Source organism: Myxococcales bacterium (genome assembly GCA_012513515.1).
Classification (GTDB): Bacteria; UBA10199; UBA10199; order 2-02-FULL-44-16; family JAAZCA01; genus JAAZCA01.
The window spans coordinates 1-19060 of record JAAZCA010000031.1 but is presented as its reverse complement, the minus strand read 5'-3'; the positions used below and the strand labels follow the sequence as shown (position 1 = coordinate 19060).

The following is a 19060-nucleotide window of genomic DNA, read 5'->3' as shown; positions in this document are numbered from 1 at the left end:
TAGCTCAAAACACATAACCGAACGTGATATGCACCCTTCCGCGTGATTCGCCGGTCTTGCGATCCAATTTGAAGCCGTAGTCGACGCGTATGGGTCCTACCGGCGTTACATATCTTATACCGAGGCCTACCGATCTCCTGACCGTATTCCAATTGATTGCACCAAATGAATCGGTGAGGCTGCCGATATCGAAGAAGCCCGCCAGCTGAAAATTTTTCATCACGCGTATGCGCATCTCCTCGTTGAAGATCCAACGCAGTCTTCCTCCGACCGGCTTACCTGCTGCGTCCGCAGGTCCTAAAGAATCCTCATCGAATCCGCGTATCGTATCGCCGCCTCCTAGGAATAGCATCTCGTTTATCGGTATGCTGATGTTGCTTCCTATCGTGAGGAGCTTCGCAAATCTTCCGGCCGTATTGAACGTGAGCCAGTCGAACAGGCTGATGTCATTTTCGCCCTGCCATGAAATTCTGAAGAAATTGGCCTCCGCCCCCTTGATTTCGTTGAAGGTGTCCCAGTTAAGAGCTGTGTAGAATCCCTTTCTCGGATCTGAGAAGTTATCGCGCGTATCGATGTTTCCTGATATAGCTATTTTCGATACGGTGTTGTTTCGAAGACTGTCAGCGTCGGCTACTGTGGCGTTTCCTGAGAGAAAATAATTTCTATCGAGTTCCCATCTGAAGAGCATTCCAAAGCGGCGGTATCTTCTGAACCATCCGAATCCTCCGGCCACCTGGACGAAAGAATAGGCCGGGCGCACCTTATGCTGCGCCCATGCGTTCGATGTCATTTCAAAGCTGGAACCTAAAAATCTCGGATCGTGCCATACCAGTTCGGCGCGCGTCAGTTTTGTGCCAGCGATTAGCTCCAATGAGTTCGTCTTGGCCCAGCCGAAGGCGTTTAAATTTGTGAATCGCATTGATCCCGTCCAGCTTTCATCGGTGGAATAGTTCAGTCCGAGATCGATCAAAAACGGCCTCTGTTCTTCCACCTTTACCTGTAGCGAAACAGTTTCGCGCTTATCTTCCAGACCGATCGCCGCCACGCTTACCGATGCGAAAGGACCCAGCCTTCTGATGTTTAACTGGCTTTCGATTATTTTCCTGTAACTGAACAGGTCTCCTTCCTTGATGTTCATGGCGCTCTTTATCGCCTTTTGGCTCGACAGGACGTCGCCCACTATCAAGATTTCGCCTATTCGAACTTTGTTTCCCTTTTCTATGTCGTAAATTATTTTTGACTGGAGGAGTTCCCTCTTATTCCGCTTCAGTTCGTAGTGCGCTTCTACTTTTGCGTATGGATACCCGTTATCGGCCAAAAATGTGAGGAGCCTCTCTTTGCTGTTTTCAAGTGATGGAAGGTCAAAAGGTTCTCCTATTTTATACCCTGATGCCTTCAGGAGTTTTTTGTGGTTAAGCCCATCTGAGTTCTTGAATATGACCTTGCCTACGAACGTCCTTTCTCCTGCCTCTATGGGTATCTCGATATCTAGCGCGTAACCTTGCGGAGTGGGTCTTACATCCCATTCGCCCACCTTTGCATCCAGATATCCTTCGGATTGCATCGCCTTCTGTATGGATTTGTCGTCGCGATCTCTCTCGGAGGGGTAGTAGGCTCCACTCTTTTTAAAAGATGCCGGATTATTCCGCATTTCGCTCATTATTTTGGAGGTATCAGCGTCCTTGCGCCCTTCGAATTTAATGAAACGTATCTTTTGTGATTTCCCCTCGTCGATATCGAATGTTATCAAGATCGTTCCGTCTTTGAGTGTTTGGCGCGACCCTTTTACTTCAGCTTTCGGGTATCCCTTTTTATTCAGGAGCCTGGTGATCCCATCGGCGCTTACTTCTATCTCGTATTGGTCTATGTTTCCTTCCGAAAATATCGTCAGGGCTTTTCTGAGAGTTTTTTTGTTCAGATGTTTGCTTCCGGTGAAAATAACCTCCACTCGCGGGCCTTCATATACTTCCACATTCAAGTCAACGCGCTTTGCATCGAAATCCATTCTCTGTTCAGCTATTCTTATGCGAGCTTTGGGATATCCGTTGTTTTTGTAAAATTCTCTCAGGCTGCGGATTGCGTCCTTCAACCTTCTCGCTGAATATGGCCTCAGCGTATTTATCTTGGATATGAATCTTCCGGATGGATATGCCTTGTTGCCGGATATGTTGATATTCCTATACCGGAGGATTTCACCCCTTTTGATATAATAGGTTATGGCGACGCCATTTGATTCTGGCTCTGATTTCACATCGTAATAGACGCTGGTTGAAAAGAATCCGTTGCGCTTGTAGAAATCTTCGATCCTTGTCTTTTGCTCATCTACTCTTTCCGGAGTGTAGATATCTCCGGCGTGGAGGGAGAGGTATTTCCTTATTTTGTTTTCCAAATAAGGATAATTTCCCGCGATGTCTATCGAAAATACTATGAGTGCCTCTTCCAACCGCATGTCTATAGAGACTCCCTCTTCCGTAATCCTGGGATTTGCCTCTATGACGTCAAAGACTCCCCACTTCCTAAGGTATCCTATAGAACTTTCAAGCTCAGACCAGGAAAATTCATCGCCGACCTTCAGGGGCATGATGGATCTTACGGTATCTGGCGAGATATTTTTAAGCCCCGCGACATTTATTTCCGAGACGGTACTCTGTCCGGCTATCGCCGATGGCGATGCCGTTGCGAATATCAAAACAGCGGCTATAGCCGCAATTGTACTCAGTGTTCTATTCATCTCATCCTAAAGCGTAGAAGCCCGCTTATTTCCGAAACGTTGTCAGTAGATTGTGAGCCCCTCAGAAGTAGATGATCGGTCAGGAGATATTCGGCTATGATAGTCTGTTCCGATTCATTGGTTCCTATGTCGGTTGAAAAATTTATTCCGAGTCTGTCAGAGAGCTGTTTGCCTACATAAAGCCTGGATATGCTGTTAGAATTGGGATCTGCGGCCTCAAGCCTGAATATGTCGAGTCTGGTATATTTCGTGAACGGCCTTTCAACAACGCTTGAAAGCGATTTTGCGAGCAGAGAAGAGGTGTAGTCACCTGAGCGTTCGCGCGCGTACATCTCTCTTTCCTGTTCCGTAATGCCAAACATTATGAGGGAAACCACATCTCTCTTTTCCAGAGGGCCGGAAGGTGATGTGGCTGAAAGGTCCAACCGCAGATTGTCAGTGTTTCCGTAAAGCGCGAGCGATATGTTGTAGATCGAGACTTCCTTGCTGGCATGTACTTCGATATAGGGTTCCTGGTAGTTTCCCCTGAATTCGACAAAGCCCTTATCCACATCGAAGAGCAATCCCAGGTAATAAATTTCCCCTTCGGAGGCTGATATAGCACCGGAGACGACGGGTTTTTGCAAAGAGCCTTTCACTTCCGCGTCGAAGCGCAGCCATATTCTTCCAACGTTATTCTTGATTTCGAAGTCGCCGCTATTTTTTACCCTCAGATCCAGCGATGGGTTTATTTCATATGAAACTTCTTGGGCGTAACTTTTTTTGTTGTCTGATTTATCCTTTATGAACTGATCGAGTATGTTGAAGTCCTTGGCATAAATTCCGTCTATTATCGATATGTCTCCCGAAAGATGCGGAGATGGGAATTTGCCTTTGAGCTCCAGGCTTCCTTCAAATTCCAAGGACAGATTATTTTCGCTGTTTCTGAAACGCATCGCATTTCCAGACACTGACAAATCAACAGCGCTTTCTCTCATGTTTTTGTGCTCGATCCATCCGTTGAAACTCATCTGACCTTCATCGGAACGTGATTTTACATCCTTCATGTTGATCTTTTGTCCCTCGAATACGAATGATCCGGTGAGGTTTTCCATGGAGAGGGGAAAGTTTCTGAACATCAGGCTGTTGCCATTCAGATCTATTGAACCTTTTATGGCCGGATTTTCGCTCTGTCCGGTGAAGTGTAAATCGAGGCCAACCTCTCCGCTTCCGCTTCTTAGCATCGGCAAGGCTGGTCTTGTGTATGTCAGATCGAGAACTCCTTTGACGCGAAGATCGATGGGCCCTTCAGGCGTAATGTAACCGTTCATCGTGGCGCGGGTGGGGCCTAGGTCATCCTCTTCCGACGCATCCGCTTCGATGGATATTTCCTTTATATTCCACCTGTGCGAGTTATTCGCGTACGATGCGTCTATAGTGATTCCCGGCGTAGGCGTGCCATGGAACCTTGTTCCGTCCGGCGATATGTCGGCGATGACCTCTCCGCCGGAGGCGGATTTGGATCTGAATGCGGCGATCTGTATATTTTTGAATACCGCCTTCTTCTTTGAAATATCGGCATCGAGGGATGCGGACTCGAATTTTATTCCTTTAATAGACCCCCCTCTTATTGCCCCCGATGCTTTGGCAGTGACGGATTCATGTGTCCCGGAGAGATCTATCGATCCATCTCCCGCCCCGGTCAAGTTCATGAACTCAAAAGAATTATCAAGTGTATGATTTTTTAAGCTGGCCTTGAGTGATATTTTTTTACTTCTGATTCCCGACGGAAGCTTTTCGCCCATATCTATTACTAGATCGGCATTTCCTGTTTTTCCCAGCGAGTCGAAGACCTCGCCAACAAGGGCGAGACGGTCGTAGGTGGCTGTAAAATGCGCGTTGGCTATTTCGGTCGTTATGGGAAACCAGCCGGCGTTTTTGGCTGTTCCCTTCACATCCGCCTGAAATTTTTTGCCCCAGCCTTCAAATGTTCCGGAAAAATCGGTTCGTCCAAATATCTTCTTCAGCCGTGGATCGTTGAAAGTCTTGAAGAAGTTTTCGATCGGAAAATTTTCGCCTTTTGCCGAAAAAGACATTTTCTTTCCCGGTATGTCAACGAAACCCGAAGCTGGGATATGAACTCCTTCTGTCGTTAGAGCGGCATTTACGAGATGCAACATGCCATTTTTCCAGTCGAGAGCCGACTTGAGATTGACCGGCGACTCAGGATTGGCGTCGAAGAGATAAGATATATCCACATGTCCCTTTCCTTCGCTTTTTGAAGGGAGAAATCCCGTTCCTTCGAGTTCTATTTCTCCCCAGACTTTTCCTCCCGTATCGAAGGTTATGGATGGCTTTGCTATATATGGGAGATAGATTGGATTTTTTATTCCTATCGACAGGTTGAATTCTTCGCTGGAAAGATCGGCGGATAGCCTTCCAGAGAGCGGGTGCTCCCCTGTTTTTATGAAGAGATCCTTCAGAATCAGGAGATCGGACTTATATTCGGCCTTAGCAGAGAACTCTCTCATGTCTAGGCCCGACATCCTGGCGTCGGAGATCCTGAGTTTTCCGGAAAGATCGTTTACGTATGGAAATTCATCGCCCCATTTTCCGAAGTTTGTCGATGCGTCCAGTAGTACGGTTCCGGAACCTGCTATCCTCTCGCCTGATTTTTCAGCGAGTGCGCCATCCACCCTCAGCTTGATGTTCGTCCGCGAAAAGAGGTCGGATGATATCGACAGCCTTGCCTCGTCGGTGGATATTTCGAACTCATCTCCCACCTTTATATCCATTTGGCGTATAATCCCCTCATCGAGGGCGATGTTCTTTAGGAGTATGATCCTTGCCAGGTTTATCTTGCCGGGTTGTTTTTTCTTCTTGATTTCGCGTTTTGGGAAGGATGCCGACAAGCCTGAGATGTCGAATTCATCGAAGAGTATCTCGCCTTTGAGTAGCCCGAACGGATTCAGACCTACCTTTAGATTTTGAATTGACAGACGCCTTTGCTCTTTCCTGTGTTCTGCGCGGATATCCCTGGCTGATACTGACATCGTCACGAAATCTATGTCTATGAATTCAGCTTCAACCTTCCACGCGCTTTTCATATTTACGAGAGATAGTACGTGGCTGACTATGAACGGCCTGTCGACGAGCCATGAGGCCACGCCGATGAAACCTATCATCAGGGCTACGGAAGCTATTAGGTTTCTCAGGCGGTGGGTATCCCTTCGACCCGAATTCATTTCGGCACCCTGCTGGGGGTTATTTCACTGCGGTTGTTGATTATCCTTCTGCACTTCAATCCCTCTGCGAGTTTTGACGTTATTCCGTCGAATGCGCCGTTGGACATCACGAGTATTATATCTCCGTGATCGACTCCGCGCATGACATATTCAACTATGTTTTCAGTTGAAGATATGCTGTGAGCATCCTTTCCCATCCTATGAAGGGATGAGGCTATCTTTTCTACGTCGAGACGCTCATGCGCAGGGATGTCGTTTTCGCGATAGGGGTGCGCTATCAGTATTCTGTCCGCTTCGCTGAACGCCTCTGAATATTCATTCTGAAAAAAATTTCTTCGTGATGTGTTGGACCTCGGTTCGAAAATTGCCCAAAGCCTTCTTGCGCCAAAACGCTGCCTGACGGATTCGATGGTCTTTTTGACTGCGGTTGGATGATGCGCAAAGTCGTCTATGATTGTAACGCCTTTTGCTTCGTGCACTATTTCCTGCCGCCTTCTTACTCCAGTGAAAGTGGAAAGCCCCTTCGCCAGCTTTTCAGAGGGCATTCCACATTCCGTAAGCATGGCGATTGAGCCTACTGCGTTTAGGATGTTATGCTCGCCCCACATTTTCATTTCGAAGTAGCCTTTTATGTTGGATATTTCAAAGCGGACGGATGATTCAAGGAGCCTGACGTTCTTGGGATAGTACGTATTGCCTGGATTTTTCCCGTATGTGATCACCCTGCATGCCGAATTTTTCACAACTTCCGAGACATTAGGGTCGTCTCCGTTGGCTATTATCACCCCGTCGGGAGGTACTATTTCGACTAGCCTCCTGAAGGATTTGAGTATCTGGTCGATGTCGCTGTAGATATCGCCATGGTCGAACTCGATCGAAGATATTATGACCGCCTGCGGTCTGTAGTGCAAAAACTTCGGTCCTTTGTCGAAGAAAGCGGTGTCGTATTCATCCCCTTCGATGATGAAGTAGTTGTCCTTCCCGACGGCATAGTTTTTGTTGAAGTTGCGGCTTATTCCACCGATCAGGTATCCCGGATCGAAATCACATGATTTTACGAGCCATGCCACCAGCGAGGAGATAGTCGTCTTTCCGTGCGTTCCGGTGATCACCAGAGGGGTGCGGTCTTTGAGATAAAGGCTGGAGATTGCGACGGGCATCGAGGTGTATTCCACCCCCGAATTTATCGCCTCCTGGGCCTCGGGATTTTCACGGCGTATCACGTTGCCTATGATCACGAGATCCGGTTTCGCGGCTGCTATGTGTGAAGCCTCGTACCCTTCGAATATTTTCACTTTCAGGTCGGCCAAAAGATCGCTCATCGGCGGATAGATCTTTCCATCGCTTCCGCTCACAATGTGTCCGGACTCAGAAAGAAGGCCAGCGAGCGATGCCATTCCAGTGCCGCCTATTCCTATCAGGTGTACTTTCATCTCGTTCCCCTTTTATAGAGCTGCGCAGCCCTTCCGGTCCTACGCTTTTCCATAGGGCTGACGATCCACAAGTGTTTGAACTTTTTAAGATTTTTAGTTTATGGGAAAGCTTAAATCAAGCCAAAAGGGGGCTATGCCAGGTTACGCTGTGAGTAGCAAAAGTGCGTTACGGCAAGCTGATGATCAGCCGGAAAGGAGCTCGTTATAGATAAGATCGTGAATTCTTGGCCTGAAGGATTTTATCTTCTCATTCATCGGCGTCGGATGAATTCTGTTCGTGAGAAGTATTATCCGAAAACCGGCCTCAATATCGATCCATATCGAGCAGCCGGTGAACCCCAAGTGTCCGATCGAGCTCGCAGAGAAAAAATGTCCTGAAGCCGAATTTCTGCGGGAAGGCAGGTTCCATCCCAGCACGAATTCCTCCCCGGCCAACTTGCCTTTTTTCTTACCGATGAATTCAGAAGCTATTTCAGGCGGAATTAAAGACGATTTGTTATCTATACATTTGACCAGCTCTGCTGTTAAGGTGTTGATATCCTGAGCTGTGGAAAAAAGTCCTGCATGGCCTGCCACGCCACCCATGGCGTATGCGTTTTGATCGTGGACTTCGCCGTGTATCACCCGTTTTCGCCAAGGGCAGTCCTCAGTTGGTGCGAAACGCCTTTTCTTTTCTGTATGATGCTTCTGGTTGGGATCGTGAACGTGGCTGGAGGAGGTGTTTTCCGTCCTCGATCTCGGGAAATGATCGCTTCCGGTATTTCTTACGAAAAACGTGTCGGCAAGGAACAGCGGTTTTGCGATTCTATCCGCGAACATAGAATCGAGCGGAGCGTCTCCGGCCTGTTCGAGAATTTCCCCCAGTATCATGTAGCCGATGTCGCTGTAGAGAGTTTTTTCTCCAGGTTCATTTTCAGTCTGTTCTCTATAGCAGCTTTCGAGAATTTCTCTTTTACCATCTTCAGTTCCAATGAGGCTGAGCGGAAGCTCCCTGTAAAAGGGCTGCCAGGCTGCGAGGCCGGAGGTATGATTCAGAAGATGACGAATGGTGATCTTCTTGTGAAAAGGCTCCCTCGCTCCCGCGAGCCACTGGTATATCGTATCGTCAAATTTTAGGAGCCCATCGCCGAGCAGCATTGTGCACAATGTCGCGGTTGAAAGAGGCTTGGTGAGTGATGCTATGTCGAAGCAGGTGTGCTCGCGGGCATTGCCATATCGTTCATGAAAAAGAATTTCATCCCCCTTGGCGACCAGTATTTCCGCAGACGGGAATACTCCGTCCTCGATAGCTTCCTTGAATGTTCTGTCTATAATTTTTGTCATGATAGTATGCCGGAATTATAGGTTATGATTGGCGGCGATTCCTCCTGCGCATCCAGCGTCACATCGGCCCCGAGTGGGAGGGTTATGAATTCATCGATATGCCCGGCAGGAAAATCCATGATCACCGGACCGTGAAAATTGCGGAGGACGTCCTCGATCATAGATTTCACGTCATACGGCTCCTGTTCCGGAGGAATGAGGGATCCAAATATGATCCCCTTGACCTTCGCTAGAGCCCCGCAGTTTTTGAGCTGTGTGAGCATTCTGTCTAGGACATACACCTTTTCACCGATATCTTCTATGAAAAGTATCGAGTCTTCGAATTTAAGCTCATATGGAGTTCCGATGCTGGAGTTTATCATAGTGAGGCAGCCGCCCGTTATTTTTCCGGATGCCTTGCCGACCTTTATGGTTTTTGCGGGTTCCGAGGATATCTTTCCAAGCGCTCCTTGCGCTGTGATAGCATTCAGCAGCGATTTTCCAGTTATTTCGCTCCTGGTGCTGCCAAGCAAGGTAATCACGGGGCCGTAGAATGTCGGCACCCCTGCTGACTGACGAAGATAGGTGAGCAGCGCGGTAACATCCGAAAAACCTATCACGGGCTTCCTGTGTTTAGAAAGGAATCCAGCGTCGAGAAGTGGTATTATCCTCTGACTTCCGTATCCACCGCGTGCGAACATGATGGCCGATATTTCCTGATTGGAAAACAGTTCGCCCAGCTCCTGCGCCCTTCGCGAGTCCGTTCCAGCCAAATATCGGCTCTGATCGAATATATCGCTTCTATAGAATACCTTGAACCCCATGTTCTCCAGGGACTGGATTCCCCGGATGAATTTTTTTCTGTCAAAGGGGCTCGCCGACGCTGCTACGCCTATGGTGTCCCCGACCTTCAAAGCCTTTGGATTGTCCATAGCGTAATATAAATACGTTAGTGAGGCTTTTGCCAAGAGCTCTTTTCTTGACAGAAATGCTTCGACAGATTTTAGTGTGATTATGGAGGAACTATGGAACTGAGAGAGGCTATATCCAAGAGGAGATCGGTGAGGCAGTTCGACCCGACCTTTGATGTCGGTGACGAGGTGATAAGGCAGGTTCTCGAATCCGCGGTGATGGCGCCATCGGCCGGTAATGGACAGAGCTGGCATTTCGAGGTCGTCCGGGATGCTAAAATGAAGGAGATGTTGGCGTCAAATGCAGCACATCAGCTGTTCATAGCTAAGGCCCCGGTCATAATAGTCGTCTGCATAGATTACGATCGTGCGGAAAGAGGATATGGGGCAAGGGGAAGGGATCTGTATTCCATTCAGGAGACCGCTGCAGCAATAGAGAATATGCTTTTGACCATAACGTCGCTTGATCTGGGGAGCTGCTGGATAGGGGCTTTCGATGAGGCCGTAGCTTCGGATGTCCTGTCGCTTTCAAAAAAACTCAGGCCGGTTGCGATGCTTCCTATAGGTCGTCCGGCTGAACCAGCCAAAAGGGTTCCTCCGAGGCTCGATTTGTCAGACGTGGTAGTCTATAAATAGGCGATGCTCACTAGATGAAAAAAATAATCGACACGCTCTTAGCGCCGGGCAGTGCATTTCCTCCTCCTCAGGGGGTGTTTCTATCGGGGGTTTTCGTCTCCGCAGTTCAGATAGCCCCCTATTTCGTTATCAAAGCGGGGTTTTTGCTCCTGGGGGTTTCACTGAACGAGATCATCGCAATGGCGGGAGTTCCTCTGGCGATGGCGGTTTTTTTTAGATACGACCTTCGCAGATTATTTCCTTTTAGGGTTCCCTCGTGGTCGCAGTTTCTGGTCATGGCTGCAGGTACCTTCTGCATGGACATATTCATCGACTACATGGTCTGGTTCTCCGATCTGTATCTTCATACGCCTGTCCACGTGCTTGATTCGCTTTCAGGGGTCATGGATTTTTCAAGTCCGTGGGAGCTTGCCGCAAAAATTCTGATATTTTGTCTTTTGACCGGAATCTGTGAGGAAATCTATTTCAGGGGATTTTTCCAGGGTTCTCTCTCTTCGAAGCTCGGAAGCCGGATTGGGGTGATAACGGCCTCTCTGATATTCGCTGCGATGCACGGTAACCCGTGGTATTTTCCACTCTATTTCATCCTGGGCCTGTTTTTTGGCATCGTATATAAAAAGAGCGGAACCCTCGTTGCTCCGATATTTTGCCATGCGCTCAATAATGCCTGGTCTATTCTCACCCACAACCTGGGGATCAAATTTCCTCTCTCGGAGAGCTTCAATTATAGCGAACTGACCATCCTCATCCCGGCCCTTCTTTTTGCCATATACTCCGTATCGCAGGTAAAACAGGTTTTTGATAAGAGGGGCTATAAGGTTTAACTGTCTGATATTATTTGAAAAACGTTCTAATTCTCCCGTCGAGCTGCTAGCAGAATTAAGGCAACATTTTCGCATTTCAGCCGATAAAATGGGAGAGCTCTTTTTGGGGATTGGCTTAACTAGGGGCTGTGCATGGAAGAGTATCTGAAAAGATTCCTGACTACATCCAATCTCGCCAACTCGCTGATCGACCTTCTGAGTGGCGCTGGGATTGCACTGCCTCCAATGGAGAGCCATTTTGATGTCTTCGAATCCCAATATGCTCGCAGATTTCTCGATTCCTACGTCAGACACAGCGGAGTTTCACCTGATATGGTGATGCCGAGGGTCCCGCCTTTTTTCAGAGAGGGCTATTCTCCCCCCCGTCCGGTTATTCATGACACCGTCGCTGGCGAGAATTTAATAACTTTCGCGAGAAAGATGACGAAGGAAAAACTGTCATTTGACGACCTTGCAAGTTTTGGCAAGTCGGTGGACCTGTTCATCAAGGCGGAGATGAGCTCCAGTCCTGACGCCTCACTTTTGAGAGGAGCGGGTAAATATCTTCCGCTGGAGCTGGATTGGGATGATCCATCGTCAGCCGGATATTTTGCATCCTATTTCAGCCAAAATTTACGCTCACTCATCATACCCAAGGGCAGATACATATCGCACAGATCCTGGACGCCATATCCAAGCTTCGTCTCTCTGATGTGAATGAGGATCTCTTGCACGAGATGAGGAGTGTAAAGGTTATCCTGCAGGAAATAGTCGACGATCTCGGGTATTATTTTTTTGATCACAATGCTATAGCGAGACTGCATACTGAAAGAATTCTAAATACCATATTCGATGACGAATGTGGCAACAAAACATATACTGCCAGACTTGCCATAAATGCATCTCACATGAATGAAATGGATGATACCGGAAGGTTCGCCAATTTTGTTATGGGCGTTATGAAGGAGTGGCTTGCTAGGAGGCAGTATGTGGCAAGTGCCGTTCAATCGGCTGAGCACACCACATATCAATTGATTGTGGACAAACCTGAAGACCTTGAAAAAGTTTTCAGTAATTTCAAACTCAATTTTTCCAATGCGTTGAGGAGAGAATTTGCCGCAAGATTTCCAGACATGGCAAAACTTAGCGATGATGAGAAGAGGCTGCTTGAGTGCATAGATAGGTTTGAAATAAGGGGTACTGCGGTGGTAATGCCACTTCATTCCGGGAACATACTCGACATGGCGATCCAGACCCCTGAAGACATTAAAACCTTTCGCGATATTTTGTATCTCACCGATCTAGATATCGAGGCAATGAAGCGCGTAGAGGCGCAAGGTTCTAATGGCAATGGCTTTGCCTCTTTCAAGGCGCTGCTGAAGGATACTAAGGTTGACTTCCCTGCTTTAAAGAGGTGGGTTGGGGATGGATCCTTACCTGCTTCTCGGCAACGCAGCAAGATCCTGCAGGCATTTGTTCTACAGGGATCGTATTATCATCTGGCAAGGCTTTCTGGCGTTCTCGAATATTTTGAAAAGGAGCGCGCTCCACTTTCCGATGTCGATGTGTATTTGCCATCCGACGTCGATGGGGTGCTGGCCGATCAATCCAGAAGCAGGGTCCTTGAATCCTACATGGACATTGGGAAATACGTGTCGGACGGAACCTACGATCCTTCGCCTAATTTTGCGCATCTAGACGAGAGATTTTTTCGACATCTTCCGCACCTGGAAGTTCTTTTTGGTGCGTTACAAATTTTCGGTTACAATACTGCAGACGGGATTGCTAAGATCCTCAATATTTGGCAGAGAATTTCGCGCGAATGGGGATATCTTACACACCTTCCCAGAGAGGACAACCCGGGCGGTGCGAAAGAAATTTTATTTTCAGCGATAGATTCTCTTGATGAGGCTTACGCCTCAGGGGACCGGGCGAAAGTCTATCATTCTTTAGAAAAACTGAAAAAAACCGCCGATGATTTTGGAAGTATAGCAGCCGTTCTGTGGGCTAAATCAATGGCCGATCCTAAAAATCCTTTTTTTCTGAAGAGGGATGATTACGTTAAAACCCGCAAGGGAGAGATGGTTAATGCGAACGTATTTATTCAGGAGCTGTTCAAACTGAATTGGAGGTCCGGCTTTGCGGCGGAGGCCGATTCAATTCAACAGTTTCTCAGGCACCACAGGAAATTATATGCACCGGATTTCAGCGATGCGGCTTTTCAATCGGTGTGGAACACCGCCATAGATGTCACTACCGATTGGAAGATGCCCGTTTCTATTATGAGCAAGAAGGCAGGGGACTTTGTAATGCATTTCGCTTCTCCTTATGATGTAGATGGAATGAGCATCGATCCCTATGCTTTGGCGCACGAGGTTTGGAGCAGGGTGAAAAATAACTATGCAGTCATGAAATATCCGGACCTGAAAAAGGTTGCGCTTTTGGAGTTCGAGTTCGAACTGGACTCTGATTGCGATATTAAAAAAATGAATTTGATTCTCAAGGAAGTCGCAGATGAGATGGGGCTTCAGGCAGTTCCTTTTGTGGTGAATGGCGGGGACAGGCGCTGTATTTTGTACATTCCAGAGATGATATCCGTTGGATCGGAAGAATATACCGACGCATTGTCAGTTCTTAACTCCCTAAAATCCAAGGGGGCGTCTTTTTCAAAACTTCGTCCGACAGGAAAAAAGTCGATAAGGCGAATGGGAATATACGAGTCATCTTCACACCCTGGAAGCTATCGTTTTTCCGAGTTTGATCTTGGCCATGGCTGGAAACGTTTTCAGAAGACGCTGACCCTTTCGGTTGTTCTGGCTATGCTTGATGAAATAACTGGAATAGATGCTGTTGAAAAATACTCCAAGCTCCAGGATGAACTTTCCCTACTTACCGAGCTTGAGAAGAGGAAAAAATTTCCTCATAAGGCAGGTTTTTCGACTCATCCATCGATGAAGTTTGATTCACAGAATTTTATGTCTTTTTTGGAGGAGCAGTGGCGATACTTCGCCGATCTTTTCAGATTTTTCTCTTCCGGAGTAATAAATCATATCAATGAATTCCTGAATAGAAAAATGCCGACAGATCCTGTAGATGTTTTCGAATACAATTCTTTTCTGAGCAAAATGATAAGCTCTTACTGGCTTCCTGAAATAGCGAGGGGCATACAGATGCTTTCTGCCTCCAATGATGCGATGCGAATGCTAGCGGCTGATTCAGGCATTGATAAAGATGAATCCTTGGCGCCACACATGGATGAACTTGTTTTGGGAAGGACGAAGGCTATTCGCTCCCTTGGAGAAATAAACGAATTGTTGCACAGGATGAATTCGTTAACGACACTGACACATGAAAAAATCTCCACCGAGGATGCTCGCGAGGTAGAAGATGAATGGAGAGCGATGAGGACGAGAGTAAATGAATTTTGCGAGTGGCAGAGATATGTCGGTGGAAACGTGGCGGCTCAAAATTTTCAGCAGGCTTTGATGCCTGGGCATGCTTACATCGGAGGAGCCGGATTTGTCGGCAGCGGGATTCCTTCGGCAGGAACACTTTTTTCGAGGGGGCTCATGCTTATGGGCATACCGCTCCATTAGGTTGTTCAAATTTTTTCCACGATCCCCCTCTTTTTTGGTTACCTCCCAAAGTCTGGAATTTTGCTGTGCAAAAGGTTTGAGCGCCGCTAAAGCGCCATTCTTTATTTGAATCGCTTTAAAATCGCTTGCCAAGCGCATATCCTGAAGGTTGATTCATCTAAAGCGACTATAAGTGTCTTTGCTGAGCATCTATCGATTAAATGCTTATCTGATAGGCATTTGCTCGCGTCGATGTGTCCTATAAATTCTATAGAATAAAATTCTTATATTTCAACATGTTATAGATCTATTCGATATATTACTTTTATACGTAGTTACAACATGAGGATTTTGGAATGTTTTTGTCATATCGGTGCGCTGTGCAGAAAGCGTAAAAAACCTCATTATTTCAAGCAATTACAAAGCAAAAGCCTTGACTGTCCGGCTTCTTTGCCGCTATTTTCCCATATAGTGGGAGAAGGTGGGATATAAACCTAAACTGTGGGTTTGAGCCATGTTCAGAGGACGTTACGAACACCAAATCGATTCAAAGGGGAGGCTTTCGGTTCCGGCTAGGTTTCGCGAGATCCTCGCGACCAACTACGACGAGCGCCTGATCATAACGAATTTCGATCAGTGCTTGTGGGCCTATCCGATGGCGGAGTGGCAGACCCTTGAAAACAAGGTGGCGGCCCTTCCCCAGTTTCTTGAGGAAGTCAAGGCGCTGCAGCGCGTATTCATATCAGCTGCCTTCGAGAGTCCGATAGACAAACAGGGAAGGATTCTCATCCCGCAGACGCTCAGGGATTACGCGGCGATAAGCGGTGAGGTCGTAATAGTCGGCGCGACGAAGAGAATTGAGATATGGGATCGTGACAGGTGGGCCAAGATATTCGCCGATGCCCAAGACAAGCTCGGCAATCTGGGCGAGAGGCTCGCGGATCTTGGGCTGTGATCTTTCAATTTTTCCATAAGGGGGGAGGGGCGCTCTCTTCTTCCGGACGGCAGGAGGAAAAATAGTTTTTCTTCCGTCCCTCGGGAGAGGGGAGCGAATCCGAAAATGGAATGTTTGAAGTAAAAAAATATTACGACATTTCTGTAGTGGGTGTTCACGGCGAATTGTCTCAGGACAATGTGCAGGTTTTTGAAAAACTGCTGATGTCGCTGTCTCAGTGCAATGAAAACAACGTCGTTCTAAATTTCGAAGGCCTCAGGCACCTTGACTATAAACTTGTGAGAAGAATCGCCGACAAGATTATAGCATTCAAGTGCGATGGCGGTGATCTAAAAATGGCCGCTGCCAACGGTTACATAAACAGCATCATGAGAGCGATGGGACTTGACGAGGAGATGTATGGTTCGGTTCACGATGCGCTCCTGAGCTTTGTCGAGGATGTGCCACGTGAGGATCCGCAATGAGCGAGTATCACGTTCCCGTTATGATGCGAGAGGTTGTAGATTTTTTACGGCCATCAGAAGACGGCATTTTCGTGGACGTCACTCTCGGAGGAGGCGGGCATGCCTTTGAGATAGCCAGCAGGCTTTCGTCTCGCGGTACTTTTATCGGAATAGACAGGGACGGAGAAGCCATAGCTGAAGGGAAAAAGAAGTTGGGATCTTTGAAAGTAAAAAAGTTTTTTATCAATGGTGCGATGAGTTCGGTATCGGATCATCTTGAAGAGATAGGAATAAAAAATGTGGACGGGATACTCGCCGACCTCGGAGTCTCTAGCCATCAGCTCGATGATGCCAAAAGAGGCTTCAGCTTTTTGAAAGACGCCGAGCTTGACATGCGAATGGATAAAACAGGCGTACCGAGCGCTGCCGAGCTTCTGGAATCGCTTGAAGAGGAAGAACTTTCGTCGATTCTCAAAGAGCTGGGTGAAGAGAGATTTGCAAGAAGGATAGCTTCCAACATCAAAAAGTTTGGAAAGGTTTCAAGGACCGGAGAACTTGCCGATATCGTCGTTAGATCATATCCGCCTGCTATGAGAAGGTCGAGAATACATCCTGCTACCAGGACCTTTCAGGCCCTGAGGATTGCGGTCAATGGAGAGCTTGACGAACTGAAAAAATTTATGAGCTCTGCTCCGGCTCTTTTGAGAAGCGGAGGTAGGCTTGTGATAATAAGCTATCACTCGCTTGAGGATAGGATCGTGAAACATTCATTCAGAGAGCTAGTCTCCGGGAAAAGCTTTTCGCTTCCGGTAAGGCGCGTGGTCGTGCCTTCCAAAGATGAAGTGGAGCAGAACCCAAGGTCTCGCAGTGCAAAGTTAAGGGTCATCGAGAAGGGCTGATGGATACCAGATATCACACAGGGACGGTGCCTTCTTTTAGCGCGGTCAGACAACAGCCTGTTGCGCGACGTTCGGCTAAAGTTAAAGGGCGTTATATAAAGCAGGTCGTTGGACTCATGTTTGTAGTCTTGGCGTTTCTTCTCTTTTTTGCATGGACCAGGGTGATGGTCATACAGATGGGACGGGAGGTCAGCGGAATGAGAAAGGCGACTTCCGATTTGTTGGAACAGAAAAACAGACTTGAGGCCGAGGTTGCAGCTCTTCATGCGCCAGGGAGATTGGAAAAATTCGCCATGGAGATTTTTGGAATGAGGCTTCCCATGAGCGACGAGATAGAATTCGTGGAATCGAAAGAGGTGCCTGGGTATGCCGAAGTACAGGACCGTTGAAGTCAGCGAAGAGAAGCGAACTGTTAAGAGAGTCTTCTTCATAGGGGCGTTTCTGGCCGTATCCTTTGGAGTGCTCTTTTGCAGGGCGGTTTCGTTTCGTCTTAGCCACGATGAAAGGCTAGAGGAAGTCGCCCTCAGGCAGTACAGAACTGCCGTGAGAATGAGCACAAAGAGAGGCAGGATTCTTGATTCGAAGGGAAGGGAGCTCGCGATCGATGTTCCGGTGGAATCGGTCTACGCTAACCCCAGGGGGATAAGCGATCCTGTTAATGCTGCGAATGAAATATCCAAGGTGCTCAAAATCAACAGATCCAAACTGCTTGAAAGGCTTACATCAAACAGGAAATTTGTTTGGGTTCAGAGAAGGGTTACAGAGGAGCAGGCAAAAAAAATAATGAACCTCAATCTGGATGAAATCTATGTCATGAAGGAGAATAGCCGCTTTTATCCTGGGCAGAATCTGGCCTCTACAATTCTCGGTGCAGTCGGCATGGATTCAGAGCCCCTAGGTGGCATAGAGCTTCATCGTAATAATGAACTTTCATCCTCTTCATCTCCGGGAGTTTACAGGAGAGATGCCAAGGGCAACCTGTACCTTTCTCCGTCTGGATTGGAGGATCCGAAGGTTTCGGACGTCGAACTGACGATAGACAAAACTCTTCAATACATTGCAGGCAGAGAGCTCGAAAAAGGCGTTCGTGAAGCTCGGGCCTCCGGAGGGACGGCAATAGTGGTCGATGTTGACACCGGAGCGATACTGGCTATTTCCAATCAGCCTAATTTTGATCCAAATAATTATTCGAAGTATCCACTATCCAACTGGAAAAATAGCGCCGTCCTGGATTCGTATGAGCCCGGATCCACATTCAAAGTTGTGATAGTGGCTTCGGCTCTTGATGCCGGAGTCGTAAGGCCAAGCGATGTTTTCGACTGTGAGAATGGAAGCCTGAGGATAGGTAACAAGGTTATAAAAGACGCTCATCCGCACGGAAAACTTTCCGTTGCCGATATAATAAGAGTCTCCAGCAACATAGGGGCATACAAAGTCGAGCAGAAGCTCAGCTGGGATGGGATATACTCATACATAAGGAAGTTTGGTTTTGGTCAGGTGACTGGGATCGATTTCCCAGGAGAGGCTTCAGGAATACTTTCCTCACCAAGGAGTTGGTCTGCGCTTCAGCATGCAACAATAGCCTTTGGCCAGGGGATAGCTGCTACGCCCATCCAGATGACTATGGCTTTTGCGGCCATAGCCAACGGCGGAACTCTTTATAAACCTTTCCTGGTCAAAAAAGTGGTGCAGGAGGATGGAGTGGTGTTCTACGAGAGCCTGCCACAGGTGAAAGGGAATCCTATTTCACCCGAAACCTCCAATATTATGAGAGAGTTGTTGATAAGGGTCGTTGAAAAGGGCGGCACCGGAACTTTAGCCTCTAGCTCTGAATACAAGTTTGCAGGGAAGACAGGAACTGCGCAAAAGGCTGACAAGAAAACCGGTGGCTATGCAAAAGGGAAATACTATTCTTCCTTCGTAGGCTTTGCACCTGCCGACGATCCTAAGATCGCGGTGTTTGTCGGTATAGACGAACCAAGAGGAGTTTCCTATTACGGAGGTCAGGTCGCCGCTCCTGTTTTCAGGGAAATAGCCGAGTCAACCCTTCATTATCTGAAGGTCAAAGGATCCCCTGCCATTGTTGCTGACAGCATTTTGAAGCAGCTTCCTCCAGCTGATGGTCAGGGCGACATCGCGCAGCTGCGC

At 47.7% G+C, this 19060-nt stretch carries 14 protein-coding genes; 9 read left to right on the top strand and 5 right to left on the bottom strand.

The window, feature by feature from the left end; genetic code table 11:
• Positions 1-4 precede the first annotated feature (4 nt).
• From bamA to GX659_06860, 5 genes are all read right to left on the bottom strand, one after another.
• Positions 5-2731 (bottom strand): outer membrane protein assembly factor BamA, encoded by a 2727-nt coding sequence (gene bamA / locus GX659_06880; protein NLD28508.1) that lies wholly within the window; start codon positions 2729-2731, stop codon positions 5-7.
• Positions 2728-5955: a hypothetical protein gene (locus tag GX659_06875; GenBank protein ID NLD28507.1), complete on the bottom strand. Its 3228-nt coding sequence runs from the start codon at positions 5953-5955 to the stop codon at positions 2728-2730. Before GX659_06875 ends, bamA begins: the two co-directional genes overlap by 4 nt.
• Positions 5952-7388: a hypothetical protein gene (locus GX659_06870; GenBank protein ID NLD28506.1), complete on the bottom strand. Its 1437-nt coding sequence runs from the start codon at positions 7386-7388 to the stop codon at positions 5952-5954. Before GX659_06870 ends, GX659_06875 begins: the two co-directional genes overlap by 4 nt.
• Positions 7389-7571: 183 nt before the next feature.
• A complete protein-coding gene (locus GX659_06865) occupies positions 7572-8711 on the bottom strand; it encodes a beta-lactamase family protein (GenBank protein ID NLD28505.1) in 1140 nt (379 codons plus the stop codon).
• A complete protein-coding gene (locus GX659_06860; protein ID NLD28504.1) occupies positions 8708-9622 on the bottom strand; it encodes an LD-carboxypeptidase in 915 nt (304 codons plus the stop codon). Before GX659_06860 ends, GX659_06865 begins: the two co-directional genes overlap by 4 nt.
• A 93-nt stretch (positions 9623-9715) precedes the next feature.
• Here GX659_06860 and GX659_06855 point away from each other — a divergent pair, with 93 nt between their 5' ends.
• The 9 genes from GX659_06855 to GX659_06815 form a co-directional block, all read left to right on the top strand.
• On the top strand, positions 9716-10237 hold the full coding sequence (locus GX659_06855) for a nitroreductase family protein (GenBank protein NLD28503.1): 522 nt from the start codon (positions 9716-9718) through the stop codon (positions 10235-10237).
• A gap of 14 nt (positions 10238-10251) precedes the next feature.
• Positions 10252-11061, top strand: a complete 810-nt coding sequence (locus GX659_06850) for a CPBP family intramembrane metalloprotease (protein ID NLD28502.1) — start codon at positions 10252-10254, stop codon at positions 11059-11061.
• Between the two features lie 132 nt (positions 11062-11193).
• Positions 11194-11757, top strand: a complete 564-nt coding sequence (locus GX659_06845) for a hypothetical protein (protein NLD28501.1) — start codon at positions 11194-11196, stop codon at positions 11755-11757.
• Between the two features lie 20 nt (positions 11758-11777).
• Entirely contained in the window at positions 11778-14636 is a 2859-nt protein-coding gene (locus tag GX659_06840) for a hypothetical protein (protein NLD28500.1), read from the top strand.
• Between the two features lie 493 nt (positions 14637-15129).
• Positions 15130-15570 (top strand): division/cell wall cluster transcriptional repressor MraZ, encoded by a 441-nt coding sequence (gene mraZ / locus GX659_06835; GenBank protein ID NLD28499.1) that lies wholly within the window; start codon positions 15130-15132, stop codon positions 15568-15570.
• A gap of 110 nt (positions 15571-15680) precedes the next feature.
• Positions 15681-16034: an STAS domain-containing protein gene (locus GX659_06830; GenBank protein ID NLD28498.1), complete on the top strand. Its 354-nt coding sequence runs from the start codon at positions 15681-15683 to the stop codon at positions 16032-16034.
• Positions 16031-16912, top strand: coding sequence for a 16S rRNA (cytosine(1402)-N(4))-methyltransferase RsmH (gene rsmH / locus GX659_06825; GenBank protein NLD28497.1), 882 nt, complete (start codon positions 16031-16033; stop codon positions 16910-16912). Before GX659_06830 ends, rsmH begins: the two co-directional genes overlap by 4 nt.
• Positions 16912-17301, top strand: coding sequence for a cell division protein FtsL (locus tag GX659_06820; GenBank protein NLD28496.1), 390 nt, complete (start codon positions 16912-16914; stop codon positions 17299-17301). The genes rsmH and GX659_06820 overlap by 1 nt, the downstream gene beginning before the upstream one ends.
• The coding region (locus tag GX659_06815) for a penicillin-binding protein 2 (protein NLD28495.1) at positions 17279-19060 on the top strand (1782 nt) is incomplete at its 3' end. The genes GX659_06820 and GX659_06815, both read left to right, overlap by 23 nt.

Coding starts and splice junctions, on each gene's coding strand:
- bamA (NLD28508.1), bottom strand. CDS start 2,731: ATGAATAGAACACTGAGTACAATTGCGGCTATAGCCGCTGTTTTGATA.
- GX659_06875 (NLD28507.1), bottom strand. CDS start 5,955: ATGAATTCGGGTCGAAGGGATACCCACCGCCTGAGAAACCTAATAGCT.
- GX659_06870 (NLD28506.1), bottom strand. CDS start 7,388: ATGAAAGTACACCTGATAGGAATAGGCGGCACTGGAATGGCATCGCTC.
- GX659_06865 (NLD28505.1), bottom strand. CDS start 8,711: ATGACAAAAATTATAGACAGAACATTCAAGGAAGCTATCGAGGACGGA.
- GX659_06860 (NLD28504.1), bottom strand. CDS start 9,622: ATGGACAATCCAAAGGCTTTGAAGGTCGGGGACACCATAGGCGTAGCA.
- GX659_06855 (NLD28503.1), top strand. CDS start 9,716: ATGGAACTGAGAGAGGCTATATCCAAGAGGAGATCGGTGAGGCAGTTC.
- GX659_06850 (NLD28502.1), top strand. CDS start 10,252: ATGAAAAAAATAATCGACACGCTCTTAGCGCCGGGCAGTGCATTTCCT.
- GX659_06845 (NLD28501.1), top strand. CDS start 11,194: ATGGAAGAGTATCTGAAAAGATTCCTGACTACATCCAATCTCGCCAAC.
- GX659_06840 (NLD28500.1), top strand. CDS start 11,778: ATGAGGAGTGTAAAGGTTATCCTGCAGGAAATAGTCGACGATCTCGGG.
- mraZ (NLD28499.1), top strand. CDS start 15,130: ATGTTCAGAGGACGTTACGAACACCAAATCGATTCAAAGGGGAGGCTT.
- GX659_06830 (NLD28498.1), top strand. CDS start 15,681: ATGTTTGAAGTAAAAAAATATTACGACATTTCTGTAGTGGGTGTTCAC.
- rsmH (NLD28497.1), top strand. CDS start 16,031: ATGAGCGAGTATCACGTTCCCGTTATGATGCGAGAGGTTGTAGATTTT.
- GX659_06820 (NLD28496.1), top strand. CDS start 16,912: ATGGATACCAGATATCACACAGGGACGGTGCCTTCTTTTAGCGCGGTC.